This is a genomic window from Tindallia texcoconensis, assembly GCF_055383815.1.
Window position 1 is genome coordinate 2,668,327 of sequence record NZ_AP042431.1, and the last position, 18,610, is coordinate 2,686,936.

The following is an 18,610-nucleotide window of genomic DNA, read 5'->3' on the forward strand; positions in this document are numbered from 1 at the left end:
ATATAAAAGATGAGTAACCGTAATGACCTTGCTATGCTAGTAGATCACTCCTTGTGTATTGGATGTGAAGCATGCACAGCGGTATGTAAAAGCATTTATGGGGTAACACCCAGTATCTTTAGAACTAAGATTAAAGAACATAGTACAGGGCAGTATTATTCGGGTATTTCTGCTGGGAGTATGAGAATGATTTATAAAAAGGATGCCTGTTTGCATTGTACGGAAGCCTCCTGTATCATGGCGTGTCCTACCGGTTCCTGTCATAAAAATGAAGATGGCCTGGTGGTGATTGATAACAGGTTGTGTATTAGTTGCAATTATTGTGCAAAAAACTGTCCATACCATGCCATTAGCTATGATAGACCTAATGCAGTGATGGATAAATGCTCTCTTTGCGAAGCACGGATTAAAGAGGATTTAGAACCTTTTTGCAGTACCGTATGCCCTACGAAAGCAGTTCGTTTTGGACCAAGAGATGAAATGATAACCTTTGCAGAAGCGCGCATTGAAGATTTGAAAGGCCAGGGGTATACGAATGCAAATTTATATGGGGCAACAGAATTTGGAGGACAGCGTGTTCTAAACCTACTGGATGAAAGTCCTCAGCAATATGGTTTACCGGTAAACCCTGAAATACCCATGTCTCTTCGTTTATGGAGCTCTATGCCATTGCGACCTGTTGCATTACTGGTTGGGGCGGCGGTTGTTGGATTCAACTTTCTGCATTCTCGCAAGTACAGTGCAAAAGCAGAAGAAGTTCGTGAGAAACACAAAATGGCACCTCATTGCCACTTCGCACCAGGAATGGATGAAGATGATGACATAGAAGCTTTAGAACGAAAAAAAGAAGAGGATCGCAAAGAGCGAGAATAGTAGGTACTGGCGTGAAGACTTTGAATAAGGGGTGAATTGAATGGAGACCAAATCTTTTAGCGGAGGAGCACATGTACCGCACTTTAAGAGTTTTACTGATGAATTGTCTATCCAAAAGATGTCTGTGCCGGAAAAAGTAATTATACCGATGCATCAGAGTTTGGGAGCTCCCTGTGAGCCATTAGTAAACGCAGGCGATAAAGTAACCGTTGGGCAAAAAATTGGTGACTCGGATGAAATGATCAGTGCGCCGGTACATTCCAGTGTGACTGGTACCGTGCGAGAAGTTGAAACTTTGTGGTACTGTAGCGGGGATGTTGCGAAAAGCGTTGTCATTGACGTGGAAGGAGAAAATCAGGAATTTACACCTTCTATTAAACGAGATCCAGAGGAAATGTCTAAGGAAGAAATTGTAGCGGCAGTGAAAGAAGCTGGTATTGTGGGGATGGGAGGAGCTTCTTTTCCAACCAGTGTCAATATCAACACACGACAGCCTGTAGATTACCTGGTGTTAAACGGTGCTGAGTGCGAACCGTTTCTGACCTGCGATCATCGAGCCATGGTAGAACGTGCGGATGAGCTTATAGCAGGTGCAGAAATAATCTCTAGGGTTATTGGTGCTAAGAAATGTCTGATAGGCATTGAGGTTAATAAACCAGATGCCATTTCAACATTAAAAGAAAAAACTAAAGACAAGGGTTTATTTGAAATTGTGCCTCTTGCGGTCAAATATCCTCAAGGTTTTAAATCGATTCTCATTAAGTCTGCTACAGGAAGAGATGTGAAGCGTGGAGCACGGTCTGCTGAGATTGGATGTATTGTTCGTAACGTAGGTACAACGATTGCTGTTTATGAAGCAGTGGTGTATGGAAAACCACTAATAGAGCGCATTGTAACTGTCAGTGGTCCCAACATGGAACAGCCAGGGAACTTTATGACAAGAATTGGAACGCCGGTAGGTCATATTTTAAAGCAATGTGGAATAGAGGAAACAGAAGGATATAAAGTGATTATTGGTGGGCCAATGACAGGTCAGGCTCAGGACACTCTAGATGCACCAGTAATAAAAAACAGTACGGGTGTGTTACTGCTCCCTAACGAAATGGTAAGAGAAGACGCTCCGTTTAGCAACTGTGTTCGATGTGGCAAATGTGTGGAACGCTGTCCGATGAAACTTTACCCAAATCAGTTAAGTGTGTTTGCGGAAACAGAAAATTATGAAGGACTTGAGCAGTGGAATGTGATGGACTGTATGGAATGTGGGATTTGCGTATTTAGTTGTCCGGCCAATAGACCAATTCTGGAGTTTATTAGAGTGGCCAAGCCGGTTGTCAAAAAACGGGAAATGGCAGCCAGAAATGCTTAACAGAAAAGGAGGAAATCCACAATGAGTAAAGAGGGAAAACTGCCGGTATCCTCGGCACCTTATCTTAAAGACAATTACTTTATTGAAACGGCTATGAGAGACGTGATGATTGCATTAGTGCCAATCTCCTTGGTATCCATTTTTTTCTATGGCGCAAATGCAGTATTCCTAATTGCTATTTGCATGGCAACGGCTGCTGTTACAGAAGTAGTCTTTCGGAAAATACTTGGGAAAAAGCCATCCCTTTATGATGGGAGTGCCCTTCTAACAGGTTTGTTTGTGGCATTGTTGTATCAACCAACAGCACCCTGGTTTTCAGCTGTAATGGCAACTATTATTGGCGTTGGCATTGCCAAAGAGCTTTCTGGAGGTTTAGGTCTGAACCGTTTTAATCCAGCTCTTTTTGGTCGTGTTTCCATGATTCTTCTAGCACCTCTATTTGCAACAGTGGCGCCAGGAGCCATAAGCTTAAGCTCTGTTGAGGTGGTGACTCAGGCATCGCCCTTGGCCCTGTTAGGCAGTGGTATGAATATGCCTAATTATGGCGAAATGTTTGTAGGATTTCAAGGGGGAGCACTTTCGGAGTCTTCGCCTTTAGCACTGATGATAGGGGCAGCTTATTTAAAATATCGTAAACATATAAAGCTTCGTGTTCCAATGATTATTTTTGCAACTGTAGCCGTTGTAGCGCTGATGACTGGACAGGATCCAATTTATCATTTGTTGTCTGGAGGATTGATGATAGGAGCCTTATTTATGGCAACGGATTGGGTCACTGCACCTATTACCTATAGTGGACGCGTGATTTTTGGTGTCTGTATTGGTGTGTTAGTCATGATATTTCGAGTATTCCTTCCGCCGACGGAGGGTGTTGCTTTTTCTATCCTGATTATGAATGCTTTTGTACCAGTGATAGACAAGGCAACTAGACATCTTGCTTTTCTAGAGCCCAAAGAAGCTTAAATTATTTGGAATAAAAGACCTATAAAGACTTGGGCCTGTTATCGGACCCAGGTCTTTTTTTTATGGGACAAAACAGGTACAATGAAAACAATACAACTGGAAGTGAGAGATGGGTGATAAGATGAATTTAGATGAAAAGTTGGCTAATCTACCACAACAATCCGGAGTTTACCTGATGAAAAATAGTAGAAAAGAAATTATTTATGTCGGGAAAGCAAGGAATTTACGGAATCGGGTACGACAATACTTTACTGTTGCTGGACAAAGTGCCCCAAAGGTAAAGGCGATGATGCAGCATGTTAAAGATTTTGAAATTGTAGTAACAGATACTGAGGTGGAAGCATTAATTCTTGAGTGTAATCTGATTAAAGAAAATAGACCTAAGTATAATGTCCTATTGCGAGACGATAAAAGTTATCCATACATCAAGATTACATGGCAGGAAGACTATCCTAGAGTATTTAAAACACGTCGAATACTTAGGGATGGAGCACAATACTTTGGACCCTATACAGATGTAGGTGCTCTCAATGAGACATTGGAACTTATTAGACAATTGTTTCCAGTGAAAACATGCAATAAGAAAATGGGTGCCGATGCAGGGCCAATAGAAAGACCGTGTTTGAATTTTCATTTGAGACAATGTTTAGGGCCTTGTCAAGGACAAGTATACAAACAAGAATATAAGGAAATGATTAAAGAAGTGGTGTTACTGTTAGATGGAAAAGAGCTTAAATTACTGCGGCATCTAGAAGAAAAAATGAAAAAAGCATCTGAAAATATGAATTTTGAAAAAGCAGCTTTATATCGAGATCAATGGTCAGCGCTTCAAAAAGTAACGGAAAAGCAAAAAATGGACATGGGGAATACATTAGATCAAGATGTGATGGCCTTAGAAAGTGGAGAAACCGAAAGTTGTGTTCAAGTTTTTTCTGTCCGTGATGGAAAAATTGTGAAACAGCATCATCATTTTCTTAAGGGGGATGAAGAAGAAAGATTACCATCAATATTGGCTTCCTTTATCAAACTTTATTATGATAATGCTCCTTTTATTCCTAGTGAGTTATTGATGCCCATTGAGCCAGAAGATCGAGAAGTAATAGAAGCGTGGCTTGCTCAAAAGAGAGGAAAAAAAGTATCGATTAAAATACCTCAGCGAGGAGAAAAGAAAAAGTTGGTGAAACTGGTTCAGAAAAATGCATTACTACTGATTGAACAACGAGAAAAAGCGCGTAACAAAAAAGAGACGGAACGTCAAGAAGTTTTAATGGAATTAGCAGCGCTAACGGGTCTGGATCAGCCACCAGTGTGGATTGAAGCAGTAGATATTTCTACTACAGCTGGAACAGAACCTGTAGGCGTGGTTGTTGTGTTTCAGGAAGGAGAAGCATTTAAAGCGGGATATCGAAGGTTTAAAATACAAAACGTGTCAGGACCAGACGATACTGGAAGTATTCGAGAAGTCATGGAGAGGAGGTTTCGTCGTGGATTGGAAGAAGCCAGACAAATAGGAAAAGGATTTAGAAACATGGAAGATTCGAAATTCGCTGTCTTACCAGACTTGATTTTAGTGGATGGAGGAGCAGGACAGGTATCTACTACCATTAAAGTGCTGGATCAGTTTGATTTGGCTATTCCTGTAGTGGGTATGGTTAAGGATGATCGTCATAGGACTCGTGGCATCTATTATAATGGGCAGACCTTTGAGCTTAAAAACCGTAAATCCTTATGGCGGTTTATTACAGCAGTTCAAGATGAAGTCCACCGCTTTGCTATTGATTTTCATAGACAACGCAGAAGCAAAGGACTAATGAGATCGGAGCTGGACGACATACCTGGAGTAGGAGAAAAAACTCGCCGAAAATTACTGGATTATTTTAAAGGGATCCAGAAACTTAAAATTGCTTCCGTTGAAGAAATTATGAAGGTAGAAGGAATTGGAGAAAAACAAGCAGAATCAATTCGGAACTATTTTGTCGAAAAAGCAATGGTAGAGAAGGAGGAAAAAGTGTGAAACGATTGTACTTATCAAAGACCGATAAAAAAATATCTGGCGTATGTGGAGGGATTGCGGAGTATTTTTGCATTGACCCAACCCTGGTTCGTTTGTTGTGGATTATTTTCACAGTGTTTAGTCTGGGGTTTGGTGGTATCATTGCATATATTATAGCCTTAGCCATTATACCAGAACCGCCTGCATCAAATTGATTTTGTGGAAAGGGATGTTTTGAATAGAATAATCGATTATTCTTTGTCAGTATCATCAAAAAAGATGCTTAGCGTATATACCCTAAGATGAGGTGAAAGAATGTCCATAACGGTTAATAAGTTAATTGAAGATCATGAATTGAAAGATCTAACACCAGAGTTAAGCGGAGATTCAAGGATTACTACTAGTGAAATCGTTCGACCAGGCATACAGCTAGCGGGATACTTTGACTACTTTGCGTATGAACGTATCCAAATAATGGGAAAAGTAGAGCATAATTATTTGCACACGCTATCCGAAGAAACGAGAATAGATAGATTTAATAAAATGATGTCATATCCTATCCCTTGCTTAGTAGTTAGTCGAGATTTGGGATTGCCAGGTGAGTTATTGGACATTGCCATGAAACAACAGCGAAAAGTATTAGGGAGCGGTCTTAATACTACAAAGCTTATTTCTAGGATGATGAATTACTTAGAGTTTCACTTGGCAGAGACCAGCCGAATACATGGAGTACTGATGGATGTATATGGAGTAGGTGTTGTCATTACGGGAAAAAGTGGTATCGGCAAAAGTGAGACAGCTATGGAACTAATTAAAAGGGGCCATTTGTTGGTGGCGGATGATACGATTGAAGTGAAAAGAATTGGTCATGATTACATTATGGGTTCCGCCCCAGAATTGACTCGTCATATGATAGAGGTTCGGGGCATAGGCATATTAGATGTAACAAGCCTTTATGGAGTGGGAGCTGTAAAAAATCAAACTGGTATAGACATCGTCGCACATCTAGAAGAATGGGATCATAAAAAAAGTTATGATCGTCTTGGTTTAGATGAAGCGTATCGAAAAATTCTGGATGTGGAAGTGGAAGAAGTAGTCATCCCTGTGAAACCAGCTAGAAATATCTCTCTAATGATTGAAGTGGCGGCTAGGAATCATCGACAAAAGCTGATGGGATATCATGCAGCCAAAGCATTTAGTGAAAGATTGGCGAATTATTTGAAAAAAGATTAAATCAAGAAAATTTATTGTCTAAAATTTAACACATGCATTCTTAGTTGTGGTATAATAGAGAGAAGTTTGAAAATAGAAGCAATTGCCTATGTCTGAAAATACTGAAAAAACTGGCATAGGAGAAAAGGTCTACTATAAGGAGGTAAAAGAATGCCAAAAGAAACCATGACAGTGGAGAATTTTGAAAAGCTCGATGAGTTAATTCTTCGAGAAAAAGAAACAAAAGGGGCATTGATTCAGGTACTCCAAAAAGCTCAGGGTATTTTCGGATACTTGCCTATGGAAGTACAGCAGAAAATATCAAAAGGGTTAAGAATTCCAATGAGTGAAATCTACGGCGTGGTTACGTTTTATTCCCAATTTAACTTGGAACCTAAAGGCGATTATATGATCTCTGTTTGCATGGGGACGGCCTGTTACGTACGTAATGCTCAGCCGATCTTAGATGAAATATGCAAATTTACCGGGATCAAGTCAGGAGAAACTACTGCTGATGGCAAGTTTAGCTTGATTGCTTGTCGCTGTATTGGTGCTTGTGGACTAGCTCCTATTATCACCATCAATGAAGATGTTTATGGTCGTTTAGAAGTAGAAGATGTAAAAGGAATTATGGAGAAATACTAAATGAAGAAGGAGGATTCCCATGAAAACAATTGCTGAATTAGAAGCCATTCGAAAAAAAGCACAAGACGATGTAAAGCTTCGTAGTGGCAGCGGTGATGTAAGAGTAGTGGTTGGAATGGCAACATGTGGCATTGCAGCTGGTGCCAGACCTGTGATGATGGCTATGATAGATGAAATAAATAAGCGTAACCTTCAAAATGTGACGGTAACACAAACTGGCTGTATTGGCGCCTGTAGACTGGAGCCTATGTTGGAAGTCTATGAGGGAGAAGATAAAACGACGTATGTGAAACTAACGCCAGAGTTGGCTCGGCAAATTGTATCGGAGCATTTAGTGAATAAAAAAGTTTTAAAAAGCCAGACGATAGGTGTTTTTGAGAAAGAAGACGCATAAAAACAAAAAGTAAGGAGGCCAAACTATGGAGTTGTACAGATCTCATGTGCTGGTTTGTGGCGGTACAGGATGTGTTTCTTCGGACGCTTTTAAGATCATTGATCTGTTCAATAAGGAGTTGGAGAAACATGGGCTTGAAAAAGAGGTGAAAGTTGTTCAAACAGGCTGTTTCGGACTTTGTGAGGCAGGACCTATTGTGATTGTATACCCAGAAGGTTCTTTCTACAGCCAAGTGAAGATGGATGATGTCCCAAGGATTACAGAAGAACACCTAATGAAAGGGCGTATTGTTCAAGATCTTATTTATAAAGAGCCAGGAAAAAAAGAAGCCAGTGACAGCATCAACAATATGGGCTTTTATAAGAAGCAACAGCGTGTAGCTCTTCGAAATTGCGGAGTTATTAATCCAGAAATACTGGAAGAGTATATTGCATATGATGGGTATGCGGCCTTGGCAAAAGTCCTGACGGAAATGAGTCCAGAAGAAGTAGTGGAAATTGTCAAAGCATCTGGCTTGAGAGGTCGAGGCGGGGGTGGATTCCCAACGGGTTTAAAGTGGGATTTTACCCGAAAAGCAGAAGGAGATATAAAATACGTAGCCTGTAATGCGGATGAAGGCGATCCAGGTGCATTTATGGATCGATCCGTGCTGGAAGGCGATCCTCATACATTAGTAGAATCAATGGCGATTGCTGGGTATGCTGTTGGTGCCACTTATGGGTTTGTTTATGTACGTGCAGAATACCCAATTGCAGTAAAGCGATTGCAAATTGCCATTGAGCAAGCTAGAGAAAATGGCCTGCTGGGAGAAGATATTTTTGGGTCTGGATTTAACTTTGATATGGAAATCAGAGAAGGTGCTGGTGCCTTTGTTTGCGGAGAAGAAACTGCGCTGATTCGATCCATTGAAGGTGGACGTGGAATGCCGAAAGTAAGACCTCCATTCCCAGCCAATAAAGGTATCTTTGGGAAACCTACATTGCTAAATAATGTAGAAACCTTTGCAAATATAACGCAGATTATCCTTAAAGGGGCCGATTGGTTTGCAGGAATTGGAACGGAAAAATCAAGAGGGACAAAAGTTTTTGCCTTGGGCGGAAAAATAAATAACACGGGGCTTTTAGAAATTCCTATGGGAACTACTCTACGGGAAACCATTTTTGAAGTAGGCGGAGGAATTCCAAATGGAAAGGCCTTTAAAGCTGTTCAAACAGGAGGACCATCTGGAGGATGTATTCCGAATGACTATTTGGATACCCCTATCGATTATGACAACTTAATTTCATTAGGTTCCATGATGGGATCTGGTGGTATGATTGTTATGGATGAAGATAATTGCATGGTGGACGTTGCTAGGTTTTTCCTTGATTTTACAGAAGAAGAATCTTGTGGAAAGTGTACGCCTTGTCGTGAAGGAACCAAACGAATGCATGAACTTTTAGATAAGATTACAGAAGGAAAAGGAAGCCTTCAAGATGTAGATAAACTGGAAACCTTAGCGAGAACCATTAAAAGTGCTTCCTTATGCGGATTAGGGCAAACAGCACCTAACCCTGTACTGTCAACGATTAAGTATTTTAGGGATGAGTACGAGGCGCATGTGAATGATAAAAAATGTCCTGCTGGTGTTTGTTCAGCATTATTGCAGTACCTTGTTATAGCAGAGAAATGTAAAAAGTGCGGTATTTGTGCAGCCAAATGTCCAGTAGATTGTATTAGTGGGGTAAAAGGCAAAGAAGTTTACTTAATTGAGCAGGATAAATGCATTAAATGTGGAGCCTGTCTGGATGCTTGTCCTTTTGATGCTATTAAAAAAGGATAAGTAAACTGACACTGACAAGCAAAGGAGGATGAGAATAAGGATGATTACCCTTAAAATTAACGGCTTCGAAGTGCAGGTGGAGCAAGGTGCCACGATTCTTCAAGCTGCCGAAAAAATTGGAATAAAGATCCCGACATTTTGTTATGACGATCGATTTAAGCCTCATGGTTCATGTAGAATTTGTGTAGTGGAGGTAGAAGGTGCTCGTTCACTGATGACAGCTTGCTGTATCCCAGCTGCAGATGGCATGGTAGTTGAAACGGAAAGCGAAGCAGTAGTGGAGGCTCGGAAAGAAATTTTAGATCTGATTTTAGCCAACCACCCGCTAGATTGCCTGACCTGTGAGCAGGCGGGACGATGTACATTGCAAGATCTTTGCTATCAATACGATATGGAAGAAACTTCCTATGACGGGAAAAGAAAAAAATACGAAAAAGATGTTTCAAATGAATTTTACACGGCTGATCAAACAAAATGCATCTTGTGTGGAAAATGTGTATATATGTGCTCTCAAGTACAGAATACGGATGCTCTTTGTTTTGTAGACCGAGGCTTTGAAACGCATATTGGTACTCCCTTCGATCAAGGGATTGCTGAATCAACTTGTGTTTCTTGTGGGAACTGCGTTTCCGTCTGTCCCGTTGGGGCATTGATGCCCAAAAGAAGAGAGAAGTATCGTTATTGGGAAGTGGAAAAAGTACAAACAACCTGTTCTTATTGTGGTGTAGGATGTCAAATGGAACTCTTGGTAAAAGACAATAAAATAATGGAAGTCCTTCCAGTAAAAGGCCATTGCAACGAAGGATTGCTTTGTGTTAAGGGAAGGTTTTCATTCGATTTTGTTGGCCATTCGGACCGCTTGAAAAAACCATTGATTCGGAAGAATGGCGAACTTCAGGAATCCACCTGGGAGGAAGCCTACGATCTTATTGTTAGCAAAATTAATGAAATTAAAGAAAGCGATGGACCTGATGCGATCTCAGCTTTTTCCTCAGCCCGTGGCCTGACGGAAGACAATTATTTGATGACGAAAATGATGCGAGCGGTGGTTGGGACAAATAATGTAGATCATTGTGCACGCCTCTGACATTCCTCAACAGTTGCAGGTCTTGCAACTACATTAGGAAGTGGAGCCATGACAAATAGCATCGCAGACATCCAAACAGCCGACACTATGTTTATAACAGGATCCAACACTACAGAAAACCACCCTGTTATCGGTGCTCAGTTGAAGCGAGCCGTGAAAGCTGGTAAAAAGTTAATTGTAGCAGACCCGAGAGAAATTGAAATGGCAGAATATGCAGATGTATTCCTAAAGATTAAACCAGGAACCAGCGTAGCCCTTCATAACGCTATGATGAATGTGATTATCGAAGAAGGATTGGAAGATAAGGCCTATATTCAAAACACAACTGAAGGCTATGAAGAAATGAAAAAACTGGTGGAAAAGTATACACCTGAATATGTAGCAGAAATATGTGACGTAGATGCTAATGATATTCGAAAAGCTGCTCGTCTTTATGGTGGAGCAGGTGTAGCAACTATTATTTATTGCATGGGAATCACCCAACACGTGACTGGAACTGAAAGTGTTATGACACTTTCCAATTTAGCCATGCTGACGGGCAATCTTGGAAAAGCGGGTGGCGGCGTTAACCCTCTCCGAGGACAAAACAATGTTCAGGGAGCCTGCGATATGGGAGCGCTTCCCAATGTATTTACTGGATATCAGCCAGTAACCAATCCAAGTATTGTGGAGAAGTTTGAAAACGCATGGGAGGTAAAACTTTCCGATAAACCTGGACTGACTATAACCGATACTGTGAAAGCCATTGAAGAAGATCGTGTAAAGATGCTTTATGTATTTGGTGAAAATCCTATGATTTCTGACCCAGACACACATCATGTAGAAAAAGCATTGAAAAAAGCCTTTGTGGTCGTGCAGGATCTTTTCCTGACAGAGACTGCAGAATTGGCCGACGTGGTATTGCCGGCCGCCGCTTACGCAGAAAAGGATGGTACTTTTGTTAACACTGAAAGACGTGTGCAGCGTGTGCGAAAAGCTGTGGATGCACCTGGTGAAGCAAAACCAGACTGGGTGATTTTTATGGAAATCATGAATCGTCTCGGATATGACAAACAGTACAACAGCGCAGAAGAGGTATTTGAAGAAATTCGACAAGTTACACCACAGTATGCTGGTATTAGTTATGAACGGTTGGAAAGTAAAGGGATTGCATGGCCATGCCCAACAGAAGAACATCCTGGCACACCAATTCTTCATATTGGAAAACCTGCCAGAGGAGCGGGATTATTTAAAGCCATTGATTTTGTGGAATCCAGCGAATTGGGAGATCCAGAGTATCCCTTGGTACTTACGACTGGCCGTATTCTCTACCAATACCATACACGTAGCATGACGGGTAAAACAGAAGGAATTAACAAGTTAGCGCCAGAATCTTATATTGAAATGAATCCAGAACTAGCGGCGAAAAAAGGCATTAAAGACGGTGATATGGTGAAAGTGAAATCTCGTCGAGGAGAAGTGAAAATCAAAGCCAAGATCACAGAAAGAGTGGAAGAAAAAGTTCTCTTTATTCCTTTCCATTGGGCTGAAGGTGCCAATGTTCTTACCAACGGAGTAGAGTTTGATCAATTCAGTAAGATTCCTGGTTTAAAAGTAACAGGCATCAATATTGAAAAACTAGCATAAGAAAAATGAATAAAGCATCGGATTAAAGGAGCATCATTTATGAATTCATCAACGGAAAAAATTACAATTATCCGATTGCAGGGAGAAACCTGTAGCACTGTAGAAGATGAAGTGACCGTCGAAAAACCATTTACTATTCATGTGAATGATGAGGAGTTTATTACTTTGCTATGTTCTGGAGAAGGTGTAGAACAACTAATGGTAGGGTTTCTTGCTTCAGAAGGTTTGATTGGGAGCATGGAAGATATTTTGAATTTGCGAATTGAGCATGAAGAAGGTCGTGGTTATATTGACGTGCCATCAGCGGTATTGACGAAAAAAAAAGCTCATGGAAAACGAACCTTAACCAGTGGATGTGGAAAAGGGACGGTGTTTTACGACGTTCTTGACTCACTTACGGCAAAACCATTAACGACATCCTTTAAGATTGATTCGGGAAAAATTTTGGAACTCTCTAAGCAGTTCAATGATGAATCTATTGTTTTTAAGACAACGGGTGGTGTCCATGCTTGTGCTTTATGCGATGAAAAGGAAATGCTGCTTTTTCATGAAGACATAGGCCGGCATAACGCTTTGGATAAAGTGATTGGTGATGCACTTCAGAACAAAGTGGAAATCAAAGGCAAATGGCTCTTAACCAGTGGCAGAATTTCTTCAGAAATCTTGATTAAAGCGGCTAAGCAAGGTATTGCCATGATTGTATCGCGTTCAGCACCAACAAAACTTGCTATTCAGCTGGCAGAACAGATGAATGTGACGGTGGTTGGGTTTGCACGAGGGAAACGGATGAATATTTATTCGGGGATAGAGCGAGTATCTTGTCTGGAAACAAAGTGAAGCATTGAAAGGTATTGAAGAGAAATGATGGAGGTGTTTAATAATGAAGAACTATAAGGAAATTTTAAAAATGGCGGTTGAAAACGAAGTAGAAGCCCATGAGTTTTATAAAGATGCGGCGAATAAAGTAGAGAACAAGGTGTTGAAAAATACCTTTCAAGAGTTAGCAGATGAAGAGAAGAAGCATGAGCATTTATTAAAAGCTTACTTTGAAAAATCTGCGGATATGATGAAATTTGATGAAACAAAGGATTATCATATTGCAGAAACCGTTGAGAGCCAACCTTTAACTACGAACATGAGCTTTAAGGATGCTATTGCCCTTGCTATGAAAAAAGAGCAAGAAGCCATGGAGATGTATCAACAGTTTGCGGAGGCCAGTGAAGAAGAAGCACAAAAAGAAACCTTCTTAGAATTGGTTAAAATGGAGCGGGGACACAAAACTCGTTTGGAAGATATATATAACAACGCTGCCTTTGCAGAAGTTTGGTAAAGCAATATTATTTAAGGAAGCCTGGCCAGTTTAGGTGGGCTTCCTTTTTCGCTATACGACATCATGAAAATATGGTATAATATTTATATTATTCAAGACAAATAAATAATTTTCCGAGCTGTTTTATTCTAAGGATGCTTTTGGCATCTATGAGATGCAGCCGCGGGTATAAAGAGAAATTTTTATGCCTCCCACTATTTGGAAAGGAAAAAAACCACACGTGTAACAAGGTGCCTTTCTGGGGTACCTTGTTTTTGCATTTAGGAGGGGTAAAAATGGCAGATCAATTTCAACGTAAAATCAATTACATGAGGATCTCAATTACAGACCTTTGCAACATGAGGTGTTTGTATTGCATGCCAGAAAAAGGAATTGAAAAAAAAAACCATGGGGATTTTCTTAGTTATGAAGAGTTGGTTTCCATCGTTAAAGCTAGCGTACCCTTGGGAATAGATAAACTTAGGATTACAGGAGGAGAGCCGTTGGTTCGGAAAGGAATCCTTGCATTTATTCGATCACTTGGGGAAATTCAAGGTATTCGAGAGATTGCTATGACGACAAATGGTAGCTTACTAGGTGAAATGGCGGAACCACTTAAGAAAGCAGGAGTAACACGTTTTAATATCAGTATTGACTCTTTGCAAGAAGAGAGATACAGAGAGATTACCCGAGGAGGCGAATTAAAAGATGTTCTTCTTGGTATTGATAAAGCCTTGGAGCTTGGCATGAAACCACTTAAACTGAACACGGTTGTCATTGGGGGGTATAATGAAGATGAGTTAGAAGATTTTGCAAATCTGACCTTGCATCGACCTATTGATGTTCGTTTTATTGAGTTAATGCCTCTGGGGGAGGCTAGTCAGTGGGCAAAATCACGCTTCATCTCTAATGAAACCTTGAAAAAAAGATTAGGGTTGTTGCACCCATTAAAAGGAACTCAAGGGAGTCCGGCAAAATATTACCAGCTACCAGGTGCAAAAGGAAAAATCGGGTTTATCAATCCCATCAGCGATCATTTCTGTAATGAATGCAACCGCATTCGACTCACCAGTGATGGGAAACTAAAACCATGCCTTCATTCCAATGAAGAAATAGATGTAATTCCAGCATTAAGAAAAAGCACAGAAACCATTGGAAGTGTTATAGCACATGCCATTGAGGCTAAACCAGAAAAACATCAATTGAACCAAAAAAATGCGATTTACACCCGTCGTAATATGTGTCAAATTGGAGGATAAATCATGGTGATTGTCCAAAACATCTTTAAGAAGACTCAAGGGGGTTTTTGGATAGAACACCAGGTGATTTGCACTGAAGCTCTATTGTCGCAATCGACCAAAGCGGATGTATCTTTTATGTCTATGGAAGATTGGAATCAAAAGAATAGGGTGAGGAAGAAAGGCTTCTGTCACCAGCGGTTTCATCCCAATATTATCATTAGCCAGTTACAGCCATCTTTCAAAAATCCAGGAACCTATTTTGATATAGGGGGAGCTAGGTTTTGTGTTGAAAACAAGAAACATACTTGTCATGAAGCGTGTCCAGTTTATCAGAACAAAAATCAAGTATGCAGCTGGAAAAACAGAGTTTTCTTTGCAAAAGTAGTACGTAATGGAAGTCTTCAACAAGGAGCTCTGCTGAACAGCTCCATTGACCAACTACTTTGAACAGTCTATAATGATAAGCGACAGTAAATCTCAGTAAGGTGATTTACTGAACACGGATTGCAGGAGTGAGATTTTGATGAAAATGGATTTATACGCAGAGCTGGCAGATAAGCTTCCTGCAGAACGATTTTTTTTAATGGAACCAATGAAAAAACATACATCCTTTCAAATAGGTGGACCAGCCGATGCGATGCTAGTACCAGAGACGATGGAAGAGATTCGGTACACGATGCAATACTGTAAAGATAAACATATTCCCATAACAGTTATGGGAAATGGAAGTAACTTGCTAGTTAAAGATGCTGGTATTCAAGGATTAGTGATTAAAATCAGTCATCCGATGAATCATGTCATGATTACAGACCATAAGGTGCAAGCTCAAGCAGGTGTTTCTCTAGTCAGCCTCTCTAATAAATTAATGGAGCAGGGATTGTCAGGATTTGAATTTGCTTCAGGAATACCAGGTACCTTAGGTGGAGCTCTTACGATGAACGCAGGTGCCTACGGAGGAGAAATGAAGGAAGTTTTATTAAAGTGCACCAGTATAGATCCTCAAGGGAACTTAATTCAAAGAGATACCAAAGACATGAAAATGGGATATCGAAGCAGTGTGATACAAGAAACTGGTGAAATTATTTTGGAGGCAACCCTCAAACTTCAGCCTGATTATAAAGAGGTTATCAAAAAAAGAACAGAAGATTATTGGAACAGACGATTGACCAAGCAACCCTATCACTTGCCAAGTGGAGGCAGTGTTTTTAAACGCCCAGAAGGATTTTTTGCCGGAAAGCTTATTGAAGACTGCGGATTGAAGGGGTACTCTATAGGTGGTGCTATGGTTTCGGATTTACATGCTGGTTTTATTGTCAATATAGGTGGCGCTACGGCACAAGACGTGATAAGCTTGATTCAGCACATTAAACAAGAAGTGTTAAAAACCTATGCAGTGCATTTGGAGTCTGAACTGCGAATTATTGGACGTTCATAGAGAGGTGCATTATGAAATTTATTATTATTACAGGCGTTTCTGGGGCTGGAAAAAGCTTAACCGTAAAATACATGGAAGATCTGGGATTCTATTGCGTGGACAACTTACCACCGCTTTTAATTCCGCGATTTGCAGAGCTTTGTGACAAAAAGAAACAGATGATCACAAAAATTGCTATGGTCATGGATATACGTGGAGGGCTTTTTTTTGATGATTTATTTTCTAGTCTAGAAGCATTTAGAGGATTGGGATATGAATATGATATCTTGTTTTTAGACGCAAGCAATGAAGTCCTCATTAAGCGTTTCAAGGAAACTCGCCGAATGCATCCCTTATCTCAAAAAGGCTCCATTGATAAAGGCCTTCGGAAAGAGAGAGAAAAACTGCAACACCTAAAAGAAATGGCAACAACAATTCTGGATACTTCCAGACTAACGCCAGGACAGTTAAAGGAAGAATTGAGATATCTTTATCAAGAAGGAAATCCAGCCTCTCATTTTCTGCTTAATATTACCTCTTTTGGCTTTAAATATGGTATTCCGCTGGATGCAGACCTGGTTTTTGATGTTCGATTTTTAAAAAATCCATACTATGAAGAACAACTTAGGCATTTAACGGGAAAAGACAACGTAATTCAAAACTATGTCATGGAAAACGAAGATGCGGTTTATTTCTTGGATCAACTGGAGTCTATGCTATTGTTTTTATTGCCTAGGTATATGAAAGAAGGGAAACATCAGTTGGTAGTGGCCATTGGATGCACCGGTGGGAAGCATCGGTCGGTTACTATTTCCCTTGAACTAGCTAAAAGACTTCATCATAGCCAATACCGGACCATCGTAGACCATAGAGATATTGAGTAAAGAGGATTTTCCATGAAATGGATTCATTGGCTAAAGCCAGGACTACAGTTGAAAAGATGGGTAGTGATGGGAATTGTTGGCTTGCTGCTCTTTTCTATGTTTGCAGGCTATTTTGTTATGGGTTTTTTTGTGATAGAAAAGTGGATGGCATGGCTAAGTGGTAGCATAGGAACGCTATTGTTTTTGATAGCTTTTCGATGTGGAATCATTTCCCTAATGAAAAATATGAAAAACACGCCTTTTTTGAAAGGTTCTCAACAGATACAAAGGATGGTATACGATAAGCAAGTACTGGCGAAGGGGCGGAAAATTGTCGTCATCGGTGGAGGAACTGGGTTATCTGTCTTGTTAAGGGGAATGAAACAAATCACATCTAACATCACTGTGGTGGTAACGGTTGCAGATGATGGCGGAGGCTCTGGTGTTTTGCGAGAAGACTTGGGCATGTTGCCGCCGGGAGATATAAGAAGTTGTATTTTGGCATTGTCGGAAATGGAGCCCACCATGGAACGTTTATTGCAATATCGGTTTCAGGAAGGAAGCCTAAAAGGGCAGAGCTTTGGTAATCTTTTTATGGCCTCTATGAATGGAATCAGCGGTAGTTTTGAAGAAGCCATTAAAAAGATGAGTGAAGTGTTGGCGGTGAAAGGCGATGTATATCCAGTAACCCTAGAAGATATTACCCTGTATGCACAGCTTAAAAATGGAAAAATCATTAAAGGAGAATCTAAGATTCCTCAAAAAAGTCAGGAAGAAAACAGTCCTATCGATTTTGTTTTCATTAGACCTAAGAGGGTCAATACGCTTCCAGAAATTACTCATGCTATTAAAGAAGCAGATGCCATTGTTTTGGGACCAGGCAGCCTTTTTACTAGTATTATTCCAAATTTACTGGTAAATAATGTGGTACAAGCTATTAATGAAGCCCGAGGAAGCACTTTTTATCTACCAAACATCATGACTCAGCCAGGTGAAACAGACCATTATTCCATCAGCGATCATGTGACGGCATTATTGAAAAACACTGGATTGAAAAAGCTGGATTTTGTCATAGCCAACCATCAAACAGTACCTTTAGAAATAAAAGAAAAATACCTAAAAGAGGGTGCGGAAATGGTGCTACCAGAACCTGAAGATGAAACCCTTCTTCAAAGGAAACAAGTTACCCTAATTACAGAAAACTTGGTAGAAGTAAAAAACAATTATATCCGACACGATGCATTGGTGACGTCCCAAAAAATTGAAGCGATACTCCATAGGCGGAAAAATTCCCAGCACTAAGGGTTTTGTTGATACTTCAACTCTTTTGTGATAAATTATGTAAAGAAGGATTTTCAGAAGGGTATTTGTCAACGGGGTGACTAGATGAAATATGAAGTCAGTGCAGGAGGCATCGTTATATGCGGAAATGCGGTATTGATGCTAAAAAAATACAATGGTGACTGGGTCCTTCCGAAGGGGAAGGTAGAGAGAAAAGAAACGATTCGGGAAGCCGCTGTCAGAGAAGTACAAGAAGAAACCATGGTTAAAGCAGAAATTATCATGTATCTTGGTGTTATTCATTATGTTTATCAAGCAGGATGGGCAAAAAATGAAAAAGTCTACAAAACAGTTCATTGGTTTTTGATGAAATCAAAAGTACTCCGATGCACCCCCTTAAGAAAGGAAGGGTTTATCGATGCTAGTTTTATTCATAAAGATCGTGCCTTTGAGATGCTTCGTTATCCGGATGAAAAAAGAATGATAAGCAAAGCGTTGCAAATACATACAGAATAGGAAAG

The 18,610-nt window shown here is 40.3% G+C and carries 18 protein-coding genes and 1 riboswitch; all 18 genes read left to right on the forward strand.

Annotated elements, in window-relative coordinates:
• Positions 1-9: 9 nt before the first annotated feature.
• The gene (locus tag ACZ47N_RS12100) at positions 10-873 is read left to right on the forward strand and encodes a 4Fe-4S dicluster domain-containing protein (protein ID WP_464886800.1); all 864 of its coding nucleotides are present in this window, start codon (positions 10-12) and stop codon (positions 871-873) included.
• Positions 874-913: 40 nt separating this feature from the next.
• The gene (gene rsxC / locus ACZ47N_RS12105) at positions 914-2,239 is read left to right on the forward strand and encodes an electron transport complex subunit RsxC (protein ID WP_464886801.1); all 1,326 of its coding nucleotides are present in this window, start codon (positions 914-916) and stop codon (positions 2,237-2,239) included.
• A 21-nt stretch (positions 2,240-2,260) separates the two neighbouring features.
• Positions 2,261-3,202 carry an RnfABCDGE type electron transport complex subunit D gene (locus ACZ47N_RS12110; protein WP_464886802.1) on the forward strand — a complete coding sequence of 314 codons (942 nt, stop codon included), beginning with the start codon at positions 2,261-2,263 and terminating at the stop codon, positions 3,200-3,202.
• Between the two features lie 109 nt (positions 3,203-3,311).
• The gene (gene uvrC / locus ACZ47N_RS12115; RefSeq protein ID WP_464886803.1) at positions 3,312-5,216 is read left to right on the forward strand and encodes an excinuclease ABC subunit UvrC; all 1,905 of its coding nucleotides are present in this window, start codon (positions 3,312-3,314) and stop codon (positions 5,214-5,216) included.
• Entirely contained in the window at positions 5,213-5,410 is a 198-nt protein-coding gene (locus tag ACZ47N_RS12120; protein ID WP_464886804.1) for a PspC domain-containing protein, read from the forward strand. Before uvrC ends, ACZ47N_RS12120 begins: the two co-directional genes overlap by 4 nt.
• 100 nt (positions 5,411-5,510) lie before the next feature.
• On the forward strand, positions 5,511-6,428 hold the full coding sequence (gene hprK / locus ACZ47N_RS12125; RefSeq protein ID WP_464886805.1) for an HPr(Ser) kinase/phosphatase: 918 nt from the start codon (positions 5,511-5,513) through the stop codon (positions 6,426-6,428).
• 150 nt (positions 6,429-6,578) lie between these two features.
• Positions 6,579-7,052, forward strand: a complete 474-nt coding sequence (locus ACZ47N_RS12130; protein WP_464886806.1) for an NADH-quinone oxidoreductase subunit NuoE family protein — start codon at positions 6,579-6,581, stop codon at positions 7,050-7,052.
• 19 nt (positions 7,053-7,071) lie between these two features.
• Positions 7,072-7,446, forward strand: a complete 375-nt coding sequence (locus ACZ47N_RS12135; protein WP_464886807.1) for a (2Fe-2S) ferredoxin domain-containing protein — start codon at positions 7,072-7,074, stop codon at positions 7,444-7,446.
• 25 nt (positions 7,447-7,471) lie between these two features.
• The gene (gene nuoF, locus ACZ47N_RS12140) at positions 7,472-9,268 is read left to right on the forward strand and encodes an NADH-quinone oxidoreductase subunit NuoF (protein ID WP_464886808.1); all 1,797 of its coding nucleotides are present in this window, start codon (positions 7,472-7,474) and stop codon (positions 9,266-9,268) included.
• Between the two features lie 40 nt (positions 9,269-9,308).
• Positions 9,309-11,981: a formate dehydrogenase subunit alpha gene (gene fdhF, locus ACZ47N_RS12145; RefSeq protein ID WP_464888441.1), complete on the forward strand. Its 2,673-nt coding sequence runs from the start codon at positions 9,309-9,311 to the stop codon at positions 11,979-11,981.
• 39 nt (positions 11,982-12,020) lie between these two features.
• Entirely contained in the window at positions 12,021-12,818 is a 798-nt protein-coding gene (gene fdhD, locus ACZ47N_RS12150; protein ID WP_464886809.1) for a formate dehydrogenase accessory sulfurtransferase FdhD, read from the forward strand.
• Between the two features lie 43 nt (positions 12,819-12,861).
• Entirely contained in the window at positions 12,862-13,311 is a 450-nt protein-coding gene (locus ACZ47N_RS12155) for a ferritin-like domain-containing protein (RefSeq protein ID WP_464886810.1), read from the forward strand.
• Positions 13,312-13,410: 99 nt separating this feature from the next.
• Positions 13,411-13,536, forward strand: a riboswitch (molybdenum cofactor riboswitch).
• 50 nt (positions 13,537-13,586) lie between these two features.
• Positions 13,587-14,549: a GTP 3',8-cyclase MoaA gene (gene moaA / locus ACZ47N_RS12160; RefSeq protein WP_464886811.1), complete on the forward strand. Its 963-nt coding sequence runs from the start codon at positions 13,587-13,589 to the stop codon at positions 14,547-14,549.
• A gap of 3 nt (positions 14,550-14,552) precedes the next feature.
• Positions 14,553-14,978 carry an MOSC domain-containing protein gene (locus tag ACZ47N_RS12165; protein WP_464886812.1) on the forward strand — a complete coding sequence of 142 codons (426 nt, stop codon included), beginning with the start codon at positions 14,553-14,555 and terminating at the stop codon, positions 14,976-14,978.
• Positions 14,979-15,054: 76 nt separating this feature from the next.
• A complete protein-coding gene (gene murB / locus ACZ47N_RS12170; protein ID WP_464886813.1) occupies positions 15,055-15,966 on the forward strand; it encodes a UDP-N-acetylmuramate dehydrogenase in 912 nt (303 codons plus the stop codon).
• Between the two features lie 11 nt (positions 15,967-15,977).
• Positions 15,978-16,829: an RNase adapter RapZ gene (gene rapZ / locus ACZ47N_RS12175; protein WP_464886814.1), complete on the forward strand. Its 852-nt coding sequence runs from the start codon at positions 15,978-15,980 to the stop codon at positions 16,827-16,829.
• A 12-nt stretch (positions 16,830-16,841) separates the two neighbouring features.
• Positions 16,842-18,110: a gluconeogenesis factor YvcK family protein gene (locus ACZ47N_RS12180; protein ID WP_464886815.1), complete on the forward strand. Its 1,269-nt coding sequence runs from the start codon at positions 16,842-16,844 to the stop codon at positions 18,108-18,110.
• Positions 18,111-18,194: 84 nt separating this feature from the next.
• The gene (locus ACZ47N_RS12185) at positions 18,195-18,605 is read left to right on the forward strand and encodes an NUDIX hydrolase (RefSeq protein WP_464886816.1); all 411 of its coding nucleotides are present in this window, start codon (positions 18,195-18,197) and stop codon (positions 18,603-18,605) included.
• The last annotated feature ends 5 nt before the right edge of the window (positions 18,606-18,610 follow it).